Below are 15,068 nucleotides of genomic sequence, written 5' to 3' on the forward strand. Positions count from 1 at the left end.
CGCGCCTGCCTATAAGCATTCACCTCTTTTCTGCTCCGGCCTGGCTAACCGACAGGCGTGGAACACACCTGCGCAAAAATTAGACAACCCAATGATTATACTTAAGAATGTTAATTGTCAAAAACAGTTTAGCCACAACAATAAGCACATTATTTAAATTCAACTATTATTTATATTGTGAATAATTAGGGAGGGATAGCGTGGATAATAATAATTCTCCAGGTAAGCGCTTGAGCGATCCAGGCAGTGAAGCAAAACCACAAATTTTTCGTACGTTACGTAATATTGATCTCAACTTATTGACGATTTTTGAGGCGGTGTATGTTCACAAAGGGATCGTCAATGCTGCGAAAATTCTGAATCTCACTCCCTCAGCAATCAGCCAGTCCATTCAAAAATTACGCACCATTTTTCCCGATCCGCTGTTTATCCGCAAAGGCCAGGGCGTGACGCCTACCGCCTACGCCACGCATCTGCACGAATACATCAGCCAGGGGCTGGAGTCGATTCTCGGGGCGCTGGATCTCACCGGCAGCTACGATAAGCAGCGCACCATCACCATCGGTACCACTCCGACCGTCGGCGCGCTGGTACTGCCGCAGATCTACCAGGCCGTGAGGGCCCATGCGCCCCAACTATTGCTGCGCAATATTTCGGTTAATGACGCCGAGACGCAGTTAGCCCAGTTCCAGACCGATCTTATCGTTGACAGCAACTCCCTGAATGCCCGCGCCCTGAGCCATAACGTCCTTTTTGCAGACAAACTGCTGCTCATCTGCCGTAAAAACCATCCGGCACTGAGCCAGGCCGCCACGGTGGAAAATCTTCAGCAATACGAGCAAACGCTGCTGATGCTGGAAGGACAAAACCTGAATGGCCTGCGACAACGTATTAACGATATTTTCCCGGAACGTCTGGTGAACTTTAGCAGTTACAATCTTTTTACGATTGCCGCCCTGATCGGCAGCAGCGATCTGATCGGTATCATCCCCGAGCGCCTGTTTACCCTGGTGCGCCACTGCTGGCCGCTGGAGCATATCCCCTTCGCCCCGCTCAATGCCGAATGCGTTGAAATCTCGCTGTATTACAACAAGCTGAGCCTGCGCGATCCGGTGCTGGAAAACCTGATTGACGTCATCCGCAAGGCCTTCTGAAAGAGGGTCCTTAGCCTCAAGGCTGTGCTGGCCCACACAAAAGGCACTAAACAACAACTATTTTACAATTTGGCGACCGGGCAGGCTGCTTTCTCGTCCGTATCAATGATATACTGCCTGTCGTTCGTTCAAAAATAGTTGATAAATACAACATTCCCTTGAATTGAAACGCTTTCCTTCGATTTTCGCAACTGGAAGACGCACGCTATGAGTAAACCCATTGTGATGGAACGCGGTGTTAAATACCGTGATGCCGATAAAATGGCCCTAATCCCGGTTAAAAACGTGGCTACGGAGCGCGAAGCGCTGTTAAGAAAACCGGCCTGGATGAAGATCAAACTTCCGGCGGACTCTTCGCGTATTCAGGGAATTAAAGCAGCGATGCGCAAAAACGGCCTTCACTCCGTTTGTGAAGAAGCCTCCTGCCCGAACCTTGCTGAATGTTTTAACCACGGCACCGCGACCTTCATGATCCTCGGCGCGATTTGTACCCGCCGCTGCCCGTTCTGCGACGTTGCCCATGGCCGTCCCGTCGCCCCTGACGCCAATGAGCCGCAGAAACTGGGTCAGACGATTGCTGACATGGCGCTGCGTTACGTCGTTATCACCTCCGTTGACCGCGACGATCTGCGCGACGGTGGTGCCCAGCACTTCGCCGACTGCATCACCGCTATCCGCGAAAAAAGCCCGAACATCAAAATCGAAACCCTGGTACCGGACTTCCGCGGTCGTATGGACCGTGCGCTGGAGATCCTCAACGCCACCCCGCCAGACGTGTTTAACCACAACCTGGAAAACGTACCGCGCCTCTACCGTCAGGTTCGTCCGGGTGCCGATTACAACTGGTCCCTGAAGCTGCTGGAGCGTTTTAAAGAAGCGCATCCGGAGATCCCAACCAAATCGGGTCTGATGGTCGGTCTGGGTGAAACCAACGAAGAGATCGTTGAAGTGATGCGCGACCTGCGTCGCCACGGCGTCACCATGCTGACGCTGGGCCAGTATCTGCAGCCAAGCCGTCACCACCTGCCGGTGCAGCGTTACGTCAGCCCTGAAGAGTTTGACGAAATGAAAGCCGAAGCGATGGCGATGGGCTTCACCCATGCCGCCTGCGGCCCATTCGTTCGTTCGTCCTACCACGCCGATATGCAGGCGAAAGGCGAAGAAGTGAAGTAGGTCCGTTACAAAAACTTACAGTTCACCCATAAAAAAACCGGCCTGAGCCGGTTTTTTTCTATCGCAAGCCATTAAGGCATGGCCGTTACTCTTTGTGGGAGAGTTTCTCTGCCGCGATTTCCGCATCGGCAGTTTTCTTCGCCGTGGCGTCATCGTCATTCATCGCCTTCTTAAAGCCTTTGATGGCAGCACCCAGGTCTCCGCCCAGCGTACGTAATTTCTTGGTACCAAACAGCAGGACAACCAGTGCGGCTACCACCAGCAGTTTGGTAATACTAATCTCACCCATAGATACCTTCTTGACGTAAACAGGCTGCGTTTCGCGCCCTAAAAACCCGACGTTATTAACGGTCATTTGACGCCCGCACACAATAGCAATCTGTAACAAGGTGAATCAAGCGTTGTTTAAAAAACGTCACGCTAATTGCGGAGGAGCGAAGCGTCGGTTGCGCAGGACCGGCAGCTGCTGACGCGCCAGCGTAATGCGCTCCCGGCTCATCTCGGCTAATAGCAGCGCCGGCCCCTCTGCCGCGCCCGCAATCGTCACGCCCAGAGGGTCAATAATGCGACTCTGGCCAATATTCTTGTTGCCGCACTCCCCTGCCGCCACCACATAGCAGGTCGTGTCCAGCGCCCGGGCCGCCAGCAGCGTTGACCAGTGGTGCTCCTTGAGCGTCCCTCTGACCCATGCCGCAGGCAGAACCAAAACGTCTGCCCCTGCCAGGGCCAGATTCAACGCCATCTCCGGGAAGCGCAAATCGTAGCAGGTCATCAATCCCAGACGGACGCCGTCGATTTCGATCAGCGGCGGCACGATCGTTCCTGCGTCCACCAGCCTGGATTCCTGAATGCTGAACGCATCGTAAAGATGCAGCTTGGCATACTGCGCCACGATCTGTCCGGCACGCAGGGCGACCAAGGTGTTAATCGCCCTGCCCGCGGTAGAGGGGACATGCACGGTCAGCACTGTGGTCAATTCGTTACGGGCACTCTCTGCCAGCAGCATCGTCAAAAAACCGCCGTCCAGCGGCTGGGCCGATTTCACAGACAGGTCGGGATCGTTATCATCGCGAGCCAGTAGCGCTTCAGGCAGCACCAGCAGCGATGCACCTTTCGCGGCCGCCTGGTCCATCAGCGACACGCAGGTTTCGGCATTTTTTTGCCAGTTTGCCGTTACTGCAAATTGTCCAACCGCAACGTACATATTTTCCCCCTGCCTTAAACGGCGTTACACTCTGAGTTCTTACACATCAAATAGCAGGTATTGTTCGTGTTTCAACTACTTTTAGCCGTTTTTATCGGCGGGGGCACAGGAAGTGTGGCGCGCTGGCTGTTGAGCATGCGGCTTAACCCTCTGCATCAGCAGATCCCATTCGGTACGCTCACGGCCAACCTTATTGGCGCCTTTATCATTGGGCTGGGGCTGGCGTGGTTTAACCGGATGACCCACATCGATCCGGTATGGAAACTGTTAATCACCACCGGCTTCTGCGGCGGGCTAACGACCTTCTCAACGTTCTCGGCAGAGGTGGTCTTTCTGCTGCAGGATGGTCGTGCGGCCTGGGCGCTGCTGAACATTGCGGTCAATCTGCTGGGTTCGCTAATGATGACCGCGCTCGCATTTTGGTTAATCTCTGCGGTAAATGCTCACTAAAACCCGCGGCCTTAATGTTGGCTTAATTTTTCTCAGGCAACCTGTCACCACATACACTGAGGGTGACGCAATGAAAGAGAAAATAACAAATGCGGGGATGGTAGTGTTGAGCGTGGTGATTCTGGCCAGCTTTTTGAGACTGTACTTGTTTAGCTGAGCCAGAACGAAAAAAACCCGCTCAGGGAGCGGGTTTTGAAATTCTTGCTGGTCTCGACTGAATTACAGTGCGATGACGTTAGCAGCAGAAGGGCCTTTGGCACCGTTAGTGATTTCAAACTCAACGCGCTGACCTTCAGCCAGGGTTTTGAAACCATTGCTCTGGATTGCAGAGAAGTGTACGAACACGTCTTTGCTGCCATCTTCCGGAGTAATGAAACCGAATCCTTTGGATTCATTAAACCACTTAACGTTACCTTTAATCTTAGACATCAAAATTACCTTTACATGAAAATTGGACACAAATGCTGTGTCGGGTATCAGTACAACAATTGTGAGCGGTTTTGTCCAGCGCCTTTTTGAAGAAAAGTGACAAAAGTCGCGTTAATTTTTGGCCCCCAATTTTTATCCTTTACTCTTCAATAAGTGGCTATTAAATCACCAGCATGTAACGTTTTTTCAGCTAAAACTGAAAGCGCATCCAGGCAAAGTAAACGTTGCCGTTGTTATAGGTTCCCGGGATATAGGTCATCTGGAACGTAGCCGGGCCGTACCCTACTGAGGCCAGCGGCAGGACCAACGGAACGGGGATGTAATTCCAGTTATCACGCGCCGTTACGGCAGCGGTAAAACCCAGCCCCAGATGGAGGTTATCATCGGTCAGCGGGCGCCAGGTTTTCTCCCAGCCGTAGCCCGCAATCGGCTCCCATTTATTGTAGGAGTCTTTAAACGCCATCGCGTAAAGGCCATGCCAGTTACCTTTTTCATCCCAGCGTGACTGGCCAAACCCCGCGCCCCACGGTCGCTCGTTGTAGCGATCGGTCTTCTCTTTGTCGTAAGCGAAGCGGGCATGCCAGGTAATGGCGGGCACGTAGAGATCGTAATGCTGAGGCGCTTCCCAGGTCTCAATCATATCGTTATGAATCGTTTTGACCCAGGCTCTGAGAGGGGGCACATCTTTAGCCGTTGCCGCAGTTGAAAATGTTAACTGAGCAAAAATAAAAGTAAAAATAAGAAAGAAATTATTAATGATTGTCACAATCCTGTTACCACTTAACTATTCGCCGGGTGTTCTGGCCTAGAATAGTTGAATGGAATCAAGGCGGCATTGGCGTTTATCTTAATTGTTTGCTTAATTTCATAAGAATACTCCTGGGAATAAAGAGTGCGCCTTAAAATATTTAAGGCGCAATTAAGAAAAATTAACGCTGATGCAAGAGCTTATACAGCGCGGGAATAACCAGCATGGACAATAGTGGCGCGCTGACCATACCGCCGATCATCGGGGCAGCAATGCGCTGCATCACCTCTGCCCCGCTTCCTCCGCCCCACATTACCGGCAGCAATCCGGCCATAATGGTGGCCACGGTCATCACTTTGGGGCGCACGCGCAGGACAGCACCTTCGTGAATAGCTTTAATTAACACGCTATTTTCGCTATCGCCGTCCCGCGTACGATATTTATCCAGCGCCTGATTAAGATAGAGCACCATAATAACACCAAACTCTGCCGACACGCCTGCGAGAGCAATAAATCCAACCGCCCCAGCCACCGATAAATTATATTCCAGCAGCCATAATAACCAGACTCCACCAATAAGTGAAAAAGGTAAGGTTCCCATAATGATAAGAACATCTGAAATACGCTTAAAGGTCAGCCAGAGGAGAACAAATATAATTATCAGGGTGACGGGAAGCACTATTTTCAGCTTCGCAGTGGCCCGCTCGAGATATTCAAACTGACCGGACCAGGCGAGGGATACCCCCTGCGGCAAAATAACCTCCCGGGTCACCCGCTGCTGCATCTCCTCTACGGCTGATTTCAGATCGCGCCCGCGCAGATCCACATAGATCCAGTTCGAGAGGCGGGCATTTTCACTTTTCAGCATCGGCGGCCCCTCGGTCACCAGGATATCCGCTATCTCGCCCAGCGCTATCTGGCTGCCGTTGGCTGCCACCACCGGCAATGTCCGCAGCTTATCGACAGAATCCCGACTGTCACGCGGATACCGCAGGTTAATGGGGTAGCGCTCGCGCCCGAGGATCACCTCGCCTACCTTATCCCCGCCCACCAGCGTGGCGACCATCCCCTGCAGCTCCTCCACGGAGACGCCATAGCGCGCGGCTTTCTGGCGATCGATACGAATATCGACGTAACGCCCGCCCGCCAGCCGCTCCGCCAGCGCGGAGGTGACGCCCGGCACCTGCTTCACTACCTGCTCAATCTGCCGGGCAACGCGTTCGATATCGGCCAGATTGTTGCCGTTGACCTTGATCCCCACCGGGCTTTTAATGCCTGTCGCCAGCATATCGAGGCGGTTGCGGATCGGCGGTACCCAGACGTTGGCAATCCCCGGCAGCTGGACGGTGCGATCCAGCTCCTCAACCAGTTTTTCCGGCGTCATGCCCGGCCGCCACTGGTCACGCGGCTTAAAGTGGATGGTCGTTTCCAGCATGGTTAACGGCGCCGGATCGGTTGCCGTCTCCGCCCGTCCGGCCTTGCCGAACACCGATGCCACCTCCGGCACGCTTTTGATCAGCCTGTCCGTCTGTTGCAGTACCCGTGCCGCCTCCCGGGCAGAGATCCCCGGCAGGGTTGACGGCATATACAGCAGGTCGCCCTCATTCAGTGGTGGCATAAACTCACTCCCCAGCCGACTCAACGGCCAGAGCGTGACCACCAGCATTAGCCCCGCCAGCGCCAGCGTCACTTTTGGAAAACGCAGCACCCGGTCGAGCAGCGGCTCATACAGGCGGATCAGCACCCGGTTGATCGGGTTGGCCTTCTCATCCGGGATGCGTCCGCGAATGAAATAGCCCATCAGCACCGGTACCAGGGTGATGCCGAGCCCCGCCGCCGCCGCCATTGCCCAGGTTTTGGTGAACGCCAGCGGGGCGAACATGCGCCCTTCCTGCGCTTCCAGCGAAAAGACCGGGATAAACGATAGGGTGATGATCAGCAGGCTGCAGAACAGCGCCGGGCCCACCTCAATCGCCGCCCGCTCCGCCAGCCGCCAGTAATCGGCTGAGGTTGGCTCCTGCCCGGGGTTATCGTGCCGCCACTGCTCCAGCACTTTGTGCATATTCTCGATCATCACAATCGCGGCATCGACCATGGCACCGATGGCGATGGCAATCCCACCGAGCGACATGATGTTGGCGTTGATCCCCTGGTAGTGCATCACCACGAACGCCCCCAGAATGCCCAGCGGCAGGGAGACCACCGCCACCAGCGCCGAACGGAAATGGAACAGGAACAGAGCGCAGACCAGCACCACCACCACAAACTCCTCCAGCAGCTTGTGGGTGAGGGTTTCGACAGCATCCTCAATCAGCGTCGAGCGATCGTAGACCGGAACAATCTCCACCCCGGTGGGCAGCGTTTTTTGCAGCTCAGCCAGCTTCGCTTTTACCGCATGCAGCGTCTCCAGCGCGTTCTGCCCGTAGCGCATCACCACCACGCCGCCAGCCACTTCACCTTCGCCGTTCAGCTCCGCCACGCCCCGGCGGATCTCCGGACCATAGCCGACACTTGCCACGTCGCCCAGCAGGATCGGCACCCCGTCACGGGAGGCGATCACCACGTTGCGAAAATCTTCCAGGCTGTGCAGATAGCCGGTGGTGCGCACCATGTACTCCGCTTCGCCCTTCTCCAGCAGCGCGCCGCCCCCTTCTTTATTAGCCGCCTGTAGCGCCGTCACGATTTGCCCGTGGGTGATATTGAGGGCCCGCATTTTCGCCGGATCGGCAACCACCTGATACTGACGCACCATGCCCCCGATACTGGCAACCTCTGACACATTTGCCACGCTCTTGAGCTCAAACTTCAGGGTCCAGTCCTGAATGGCGCGCAGATCGGCCAGGCTATGTTTGCCGCTGCGATCGACCAGCGCGTACTCATAGATCCAGCCCACCCCGGTGGCATCCGGGCCCAGGGCGACATTGACCCCGGCCGGCAGCTGCGACTGGACCTGGCTTAAATACTCCAGCACCCGGGATCGCGCCCAGTAGAGATCGGTCCCGTCCTCGAACAGCACGTAGACATAGGCATCGCCAAACATCGAGAACCCGCGCACCGTTTTCGCGCCCGGAACCGAGAGCATCGAGGTCGTCAGGGGCCAGGTGACCTGGTCCTCAATCACCTGCGGCGCCTTGCCCGGAAAACTGGCGCGGACGATCACCTGCACGTCCGACAGATCCGGCAGGGCATCCAGCGGCGCACGCTGCACCGCCCAGATGCCCCACCCCGCCATCATCAGGGCCGCCAGGATCACCAGCAGCCGGTTACGCAGGGACGCTTTAATCACCGCCGCGATCATTTCGTCACCTCCGGCAGCGCGCTGCGCAGGCTGGCTTCGGAGTCGATCAGGAACTGCCCGGAGGTGACCACCTCATCCCCCTCCTGCACGCCGGATCGGATTTCGGTCCACCCCTGGGCGGTGATCCCGGTCTCCACGTTTACCGGCTGGAAATAGCCGTTGCCGCTGGCCAGCAGCAGGCGTTTGCTGCTCCCGGTGTCGATCACCGCCTCTTCCGGTACGGCCAGCACCGGTGCTTGCGCCATCGACTGCGCCCGGGAGACGGTCAGGAACATGCCCGGTTTCAGCTGTTGCTGCTGATTGTCCACCAGAATTCGCGCCTTCAGGGTGCGGGTGGCGGTATCCATCTGGGGCAGCAGCTCGCTAACCTGCCCGTGAAAATGTATCCCCGGGAAGCTCTCTGAGGTTGCCACCATTTCGCTGCCGATGCTCAGGGCCTGCGCCTGCGCCTGGGGATAATCCACCACCAGCCAGACCGGATCGAGACGCGCCATTTCAAACAGCACGGTCATCGCCGCCACCTGTGCCCCTTCGCGCACGTCCAGTTTCACCACATAGCCCGCATGATCGGCCCGGAGGATCAGCGAGGTCTGTGGCTTCCCACTGCGTTCCAGCGCGCGGATCACCTCCTCAGGCATAAACTGCAGCTTCAGCCGCTCCCGGGCGGCGGCGGTTAATGCCGTATCGCCCAGCGCGCGCACCGCCAGATACTCCTGCTGCGCCTGCGTCCACTGGGGGATCCACAGCTGGGCCAGCGCTTCACCGGCTTGCACCTGCTGGAGCGGCGCCCGGACATACAGCTTCGTCACCACGCCCGCTGCGGGTGCCGAAACCACCGTGACGCTGCGCTCATCAGCGGCAATCGTTGCAAAGGCCGTAAAGGGCGAGACCAGCTCCCGACGCTCTACGCGGGCGGTCTTCATGCCCAGATTTTGCTGTCGGTCGGTGCTGATCCCCACGCCTGCCGTCTCATCCTCCTCGTCGGCATAGCGTGGCACGAGATCCATATCCATAAACGGCGACCGCCCCGGCTTATCAAAACGCTGGCCCGGGACCATCGGATCGTACCAGTAAAGCACCTTGCGTTCGGCAGGGGCCGATGCCGCCTCGTGTGGGGCGTGACGCTGCCCGGCGTAATAGCCGCCCGCTGCCAGCAGCAAGGCCAGAGGCACGGCGACCCGGAATGTGATTTTCATTGTGCCCACTCCTGCGGGATTAACCATTGGATCGCAGCCCAGGTACGCGCCATCTCGCGCTCGGCCTGATTGACTGCCAGTTCGCTGTCCAGCACGCTGCGTCGTGCCTCGAGCAGGGCGGGCAGCTCTGACTGACCCGAACGATATTGCGCATTCAGCACCGCCAGCCGCTGATGCTGTAACGGCAGCACCTCGTCGCGCTGGCGCTGCCACAGGGTTTGCGCGGCCTGGTACTGGGCCACCAGCGACTGCACCTGGGCGATGTGCTCCCGCTTGATCAGCGTGAGTTCATCCACCGCCTGCAGAGAGCGGGAGAGCTCTGCGGCATAGTCCTTGTCCTGGCGTCCCGACTGGAACAGGGGCAGATCGACCGTGAACATCACCCCGGCCATATCGTCATAGCCTTCGGCACGATGGGCGTAGAACACCTCCACATCGACATCCGGGATCGCCGCCACCGCCGACTGCGCCGAGCGGGCTTTCGCGGTCTCGGCTTCACGCCGGGCGGCTTCCACTTCCGGGTGACGGGCGATGGCCTCTTCGAGCTGGCTGACGTCGGCAGGCAGACGCTGATAGCGCGGCAGCGGCCCCTGCACGTCCTCGACCTGCTGGCCGGTGAGTTGCAGCAACCGGCTCTGCGCCAGCTGAACGTCGCGCCTGGCCAGGGTCGCTTTGTCGCGCATGGCGCTGAGGGTCATGCGCAGGGCCAGCACGCTGTCCGGGTTGGCACTCCCGGCCCCGACGCTGACCTTCTGCACATTCAGCTGCCGCGCCGTCTCATTGACCAGCCGTTCCGCCGTTTTCAGCCCCTGCTGCGCCAGAGCCAGCTCCAGCCAGGCCTGGGCGGTATCCCGCTGCAGGGCAGCACGCACCGCGTCGGCTTTCGCCAGCACGCCCCGCGCCTGCGCCTGCAGGGTTTGCGCCTTTCGCTCTCGCTTCTGCTGGCTGACGTAGCTCTGCATGATCCCGACCCGCTGCATGGTCATCCCTTCCCGGGTAAAGCGCCGGTCATTGCTGCCCTGCACCGGGACGTTTTCAATCCCGAACTTCAGTTTTGGGTCAGGGAGCTGGGTGGCGGAATCCGCCATCGCATCCAGCGCCCGGGCCTCGTTACGGCTGGCGGATAACGCCGCCGAGTAGCGTTGGGCTGCGGTCAGGGTTTGCTCCAGCGTCCAGGGTGCGGCCTGCCCGGCCGCACTGAAAAGCCCGAGCATCGCCCCACCGAGCCAGATGCTCAGTGTGATTGTTTTCATGGGAGCCTCGCTTAGCGCAGCGGCGTGAGCGAGATTATCCGGAAGCCGTCACCGGCCCGCTCCAGCGTAAATGTCACCGGCTGGCCCGGTTTCACGGCGCTGAGATCGACATCGGCTGAAAAGGCAAACGGCATCGTCATGGCAGGCCACTTCAGGGCCGGGATAGGATCATGCTGGATAACCAACGCCTGCGCGTCGATCGCCCGAATCACGCCCTGCCCCTGCCACTGCGGGGTCACCGGGGAGACGTTCGTGGTCGCCTGAACGGAACAGGAAGAGAGGGTAAAGCACGCGCCAAGCAGCGCGGAAAAGAGTAAAGCACGCATGATAAAACTCCTGTTAAACGTAATTGAAAGTAAATCAACGAATTAACAGGCGTGTTTATTCCCGGAACCGGCAAAAACGGATCGTTGCCGGTGGCCCCACGGCGGGCGGCGTGACGACGCGGGACGACGATGCAATAGCGGCGCAGTCCGGGTCATTGAGGGTAATGGTCATGGCGGCAGGTAACGCCACCAGCTGCGGATGCCCGGTGTCTTTTTGCACCTGCTCCGGCACGCAGTGTTTATCGCACAGCCCCGACGGCGCAGGCACGGCGTGATGCTGCGGCATCGCCATCATGTCCAGATGCTGAAGGGTGGCCGTCTCGCCCTGCACGTTGATGGTACAGTCGTGCGAGGCCACCGCCACCTGAGTCTGGATCAACAGCCAGCCGAAAGCGAACATCAGCATCAGCAGATGTTTTTTCAGATAGCGCAGTCGAAAGATCCAGCTGGCAGGCATAGCAGCGTCTTGAGGTTGCAAAAAGAGTCCCGAGTATAAGCAGGGATATTGCTGAGATAAAAGCCGTTTTAGATTTATTTACGTTTTATGTGGTTATTGCATTTCTCTACGCCATACAGGACCACCCCGCCCCCCTTCATGGCACGACAGCAGCAAAATCGGCCAGGTTACCCCTTTAGTAGTCGTTTTATTGATTTTGGTCAGCGAGGCCGGACCATTATTTCGGCACATTTTGTCACCTTAATTTCATTGCTCATTTCTCCTTTCGCTCTGGGGCGTCGGGATACAGAGGGATCCATGCTAACGTTTATCGAGCTCCTGATCGGGGTAGTTGTCATTGTCGGCGTCGCGCGCTACATCATCAAAGGCTACTCCGCCACCGGGGTGCTATTTGTCGGCGGCCTTGTTCTGCTGATCGTCAGCGCCCTGATGGGCCATAAGGTGCTGCCGTCCAGCGCCACCAGCACTGGCTACACCGCAACCGACATCGTCGAATACATCAAAATCCTGCTGATGAGCCGCGGTGGCGATCTGGGGATGATGATCATGATGCTCTGTGGGTTTGCCGCCTACATGACCCATATCGGCGCCAACGATATGGTGGTCAAGCTGGCCTCGAAGCCGCTGAGCTATATCAACTCCCCTTACCTGCTGATGATCGCCGCCTATTTCGTCGCCTGTCTGATGTCGCTGGCCGTGTCGTCAGCAACCGGTCTGGGTGTCCTCCTGATGGCAACCCTGTTCCCGGTGATGGTCAACGTGGGGATCAGCCGCGGTGCGGCGGCGGCTATCTGTGCCTCCCCGGCGGCGATTATTCTCTCCCCGACCTCCGGTGACGTGGTGCTGGCCGCTAAAGCCGCTGAGATGCCGCTGATCGACTTCGCGTTTAAAACCACCCTGCCGATCTCCATTGCCGCCATCATCGGCATGGCGATTGCGCACTTCTTCTGGCAGCGCTACCTCGATAAAAAAGAGAATATTTCCCACGAAAGACTCGACGTCAGCGAAATCACCACCACGGCACCGTCCTTCTACGCCATCCTGCCATTTACGCCGATTGTCGGGGTGCTGATTTTCGACGGTAAATGGGGCCCGGAGCTGCACATCATCACTATTCTGGTGATCTGCATGCTGCTGGCGGCGGTGCTGGAATTTGTTCGCGGCTTCAATACGCAAAAAGTGTTTAGCGGCCTGGAAGTGGCCTATCGCGGGATGGCGGATGCCTTCGCGGGCGTGGTGATGCTGCTGGTGGCGGCCGGGGTCTTTGCCCAGGGACTGAGCACTATCGGCTTTATCCAGAGCCTGATCTCCATCGCCACCTCGTTCGGCTCGGCGAGCATTATCCTGATGCTGGTGCTGGTGGTTCTGACCATGCGGGCGGCGATGACCACCGGTTCCGGTAACGCGCCCTTCTATGCCTTCGTGGAGATGATCCCGAAACTGGCGCACTCCTCCGGGATCAACCCGGCCTACCTCACCATCCCGATGCTGCAGGCCTCCAACCTTGGCCGTACTATCTCCCCGGTCTCCGGCGTGGTCGTGGCCGTCGCCGGGATGGCAAAAATCTCGCCGTTCGAAGTGGTGAAACGCACCTCGGTTCCGGTCCTTGTTGGTCTGGTGATCGTGATTGTCGCCACGGAAGTGCTGGTGCCGGGCACCGCTATTGGCTAAGTCGCCCTGGAGCATAAAGCGCCTGCGGGCGCTTTTTGTGCTTTAATAGCCCTCAGCAATATTTTGCTTTCAATCATCAGGAATTGACATGTTCAGAAAGGATCTCGTTTTGCCTGTCAGCGCAACCGCAGTTGTGCTGTGCGCGTTTGCGGCGCAGGCCGCCCCGCTTCAGGCAACGCAATATGCGGATTTTGATCGCTACGTGCTGGCGCTCTCATGGCAGTCCGGCTTTTGCCAGAGCCTGCATGACCGCAACCGCGCGGCGCCGGATGAGTGTCGCCTGCAAAAAGAGCGTGACGATAAAGCCACGATCCTCACCGTTCATGGCCTGTGGCCGGGCTTACCGAAATCGATCGCCGCACGCGGGGTCGACGATCGCCGCTGGATGCGTTATGGCTGCGCGACCCGCCCGATCCCCAATCTGCCGGAGGCAAAAGCCAGCCGTAAATGTGACGCCGCAGAGACCGGACTTTCGCTGACCGGTGCCGCTAAGCTGAATGAAGTGATGCCCGGTGCAGGCGGGAATTCTTGCCTGGAACGGTATGAATATGCCAAACACGGCGTCTGCTTCGGCTTCGATCCCGACGCGTATTTCGGCACCATGGTGCGGATGAATCAGGAAGTGAAGGCCAGCCCGCTGGGGCAGTTCCTGGCGGCAAACTACGGCAAAACCGTTACCCGCAGCGCCTTTGACGCCGCAGTAGCCAGAAGCTGGGGCCCAACGACGGTGAAAGCCGTCAAGCTCAGCTGCAGCGGCAACCCGGCCTATCTCACCGAAGTGCAGCTCACGCTGACCGCCGCCAGCATTAACGCCCCGCTGGCGACCCGCTCGTTTATGGCTCAGCCGCACCCGGGTAACTGCGGCAAGCAGTTTGTGATCGACAAGATCGGTTACTGACCGCCCGCTTTTCGGGCGTCCGGGCGGACCAGGTCAAAACGTTGATCTTCACCGATGGCGAAATACGCCGTCGGGCCACCGGCACGCAGTACCGGCTGCGCTTTCGCCGTCTGGTAGATGCCGTCATGCAGCAGGCTTTCATCGATGTGGATCCCAACCACTTCCCCCAGCACCAGCCAGGTATCGATCTCTGCTCCGTTTGCCGCCGTCAGCTGGATGCACTGCGACAGGCGGCACTCAAAGTTGACCGGACTTTGCGCGACGCGCGGCACCTTCACTACCCGGCTTTCCGCTTTGGTCAGCCCGGCACGTAAAAACTCATCCTCGCCGTGCGGCAGACTGGCGGAGGTTTCATTCATGGCGCTGGCCAGCTCGCGGGTGGTGAGATTCCAGACAAACTCCCCGGTCTCGACAATATTGCGCACGCTGTCTTTCCAGCCGGTGCTGGCAAAGCCGATGATCGGCGGATGGTAGTTAAAGCAGTTGAAGAAGCTGTACGGGGCCAGATTCGGGCGGCCTTCAGCATCGCAGGAGGCAATCCAGCCGATCGGGCGGGGTCCGACAATGGCGTTTAACGGGTCGTGCGGCAGGCCGTGTCCCTGGGAAGGTTGATAAAAGTACATAGTGCTCTCTGGATAATTCAGGAATAAAGACCGGCAGGCACGGATTACGCTTCGCTCATCCCCCTACCCCAAGGGGATCAGCGTAACGCAATCCGTAGAAAAGTAAGACTGAATTCAGTGCTACAGTCTTCGTTGTTCTGCTGTTATGGGTGTGTCACGCTACATAACCTGCGCCTTAGAAGGATAAA

At 57.8% G+C, this 15,068-nt stretch carries 15 protein-coding genes; 5 read left to right on the forward strand and 10 right to left on the reverse strand.

What is annotated here, in order from left to right:
• The first annotated feature begins 200 nt into the window (after positions 1–200).
• On the forward strand, positions 201–1,154 hold the full coding sequence (locus LG383_RS12985; protein ID WP_106992324.1) for a YbeF family transcriptional regulator: 954 nt from the start codon (positions 201–203) through the stop codon (positions 1,152–1,154).
• 207 nt (positions 1,155–1,361) lie between these two features.
• Positions 1,362–2,327 carry a lipoyl synthase gene (gene lipA / locus LG383_RS12990; RefSeq protein ID WP_106992323.1) on the forward strand — a complete coding sequence of 322 codons (966 nt, stop codon included), beginning with the start codon at positions 1,362–1,364 and terminating at the stop codon, positions 2,325–2,327.
• A gap of 85 nt (positions 2,328–2,412) precedes the next feature.
• Here lipA and tatE read toward each other — a convergent pair whose 3' ends face one another.
• Both tatE and LG383_RS13000 read right to left on the reverse strand, forming a co-directional pair.
• Entirely contained in the window at positions 2,413–2,616 is a 204-nt protein-coding gene (gene tatE / locus LG383_RS12995) for a twin-arginine translocase subunit TatE (protein WP_106992803.1), read from the reverse strand.
• 126 nt (positions 2,617–2,742) lie between these two features.
• Positions 2,743–3,531: a deaminated glutathione amidase gene (locus LG383_RS13000; protein WP_225759298.1), complete on the reverse strand. Its 789-nt coding sequence runs from the start codon at positions 3,529–3,531 to the stop codon at positions 2,743–2,745.
• Positions 3,532–3,597: 66 nt separating this feature from the next.
• Between LG383_RS13000 and crcB the strand changes: the two genes are divergently transcribed.
• Positions 3,598–3,981, forward strand: a complete 384-nt coding sequence (gene crcB, locus LG383_RS13005; RefSeq protein WP_106992321.1) for a fluoride efflux transporter CrcB — start codon at positions 3,598–3,600, stop codon at positions 3,979–3,981.
• A gap of 219 nt (positions 3,982–4,200) precedes the next feature.
• Here the strand turns inward: crcB and cspE are convergent, their stop codons facing one another.
• The 7 genes from cspE to LG383_RS13040 all read right to left on the reverse strand — a co-directional run bounded on the left by cspE (position 4,201) and on the right by LG383_RS13040 (position 11,688).
• The gene (gene cspE, locus LG383_RS13010) at positions 4,201–4,410 is read right to left on the reverse strand and encodes a transcription antiterminator/RNA stability regulator CspE (RefSeq protein WP_002439184.1); all 210 of its coding nucleotides are present in this window, start codon (positions 4,408–4,410) and stop codon (positions 4,201–4,203) included.
• Positions 4,411–4,600: 190 nt separating this feature from the next.
• Entirely contained in the window at positions 4,601–5,176 is a 576-nt protein-coding gene (gene pagP, locus LG383_RS13015) for a lipid IV(A) palmitoyltransferase PagP (RefSeq protein WP_225759299.1), read from the reverse strand.
• Between the two features lie 163 nt (positions 5,177–5,339).
• The gene (locus tag LG383_RS13020; RefSeq protein ID WP_225759300.1) at positions 5,340–8,456 is read right to left on the reverse strand and encodes an efflux RND transporter permease subunit; all 3,117 of its coding nucleotides are present in this window, start codon (positions 8,454–8,456) and stop codon (positions 5,340–5,342) included.
• The gene (locus LG383_RS13025; RefSeq protein WP_225759301.1) at positions 8,453–9,652 is read right to left on the reverse strand and encodes an efflux RND transporter periplasmic adaptor subunit; all 1,200 of its coding nucleotides are present in this window, start codon (positions 9,650–9,652) and stop codon (positions 8,453–8,455) included. The genes LG383_RS13020 and LG383_RS13025 overlap by 4 nt, the downstream gene beginning before the upstream one ends.
• The gene (locus LG383_RS13030; protein WP_225759302.1) at positions 9,649–10,905 is read right to left on the reverse strand and encodes a TolC family protein; all 1,257 of its coding nucleotides are present in this window, start codon (positions 10,903–10,905) and stop codon (positions 9,649–9,651) included. The genes LG383_RS13025 and LG383_RS13030 overlap by 4 nt, the downstream gene beginning before the upstream one ends.
• An 11-nt stretch (positions 10,906–10,916) precedes the next feature.
• Complete coding sequence (locus LG383_RS13035) at positions 10,917–11,231, reverse strand: copper-binding protein (RefSeq protein WP_106992317.1); 315 nt, start codon at positions 11,229–11,231, stop codon at positions 10,917–10,919.
• A 55-nt stretch (positions 11,232–11,286) separates the two neighbouring features.
• Positions 11,287–11,688: a hypothetical protein gene (locus LG383_RS13040; RefSeq protein WP_225759303.1), complete on the reverse strand. Its 402-nt coding sequence runs from the start codon at positions 11,686–11,688 to the stop codon at positions 11,287–11,289.
• A 297-nt stretch (positions 11,689–11,985) separates the two neighbouring features.
• Between LG383_RS13040 and dcuC the strand changes: the two genes are divergently transcribed.
• Positions 11,986–13,359 carry an anaerobic C4-dicarboxylate transporter DcuC gene (gene dcuC, locus LG383_RS13045; RefSeq protein ID WP_225759304.1) on the forward strand — a complete coding sequence of 458 codons (1,374 nt, stop codon included), beginning with the start codon at positions 11,986–11,988 and terminating at the stop codon, positions 13,357–13,359.
• A gap of 88 nt (positions 13,360–13,447) precedes the next feature.
• The gene (gene rna, locus LG383_RS13050) at positions 13,448–14,257 is read left to right on the forward strand and encodes a ribonuclease I (protein WP_106992314.1); all 810 of its coding nucleotides are present in this window, start codon (positions 13,448–13,450) and stop codon (positions 14,255–14,257) included.
• On the opposite strand, the gene LG383_RS13055 is transcribed toward rna, so the two are convergent.
• On the reverse strand, positions 14,251–14,880 hold the full coding sequence (locus tag LG383_RS13055) for a flavin reductase family protein (RefSeq protein ID WP_166181845.1): 630 nt from the start codon (positions 14,878–14,880) through the stop codon (positions 14,251–14,253). The genes rna and LG383_RS13055 overlap by 7 nt on opposite strands.
• Positions 14,881–15,068: the final 188 nt, after the last annotated feature.

Origin of the sequence: Leclercia sp. Marseille-Q4284 (assembly GCF_916618945.1) — a bacterium.
In the GTDB taxonomy this organism is placed as follows: domain Bacteria; phylum Pseudomonadota; class Gammaproteobacteria; order Enterobacterales; family Enterobacteriaceae; genus Enterobacter; species Enterobacter tamurae.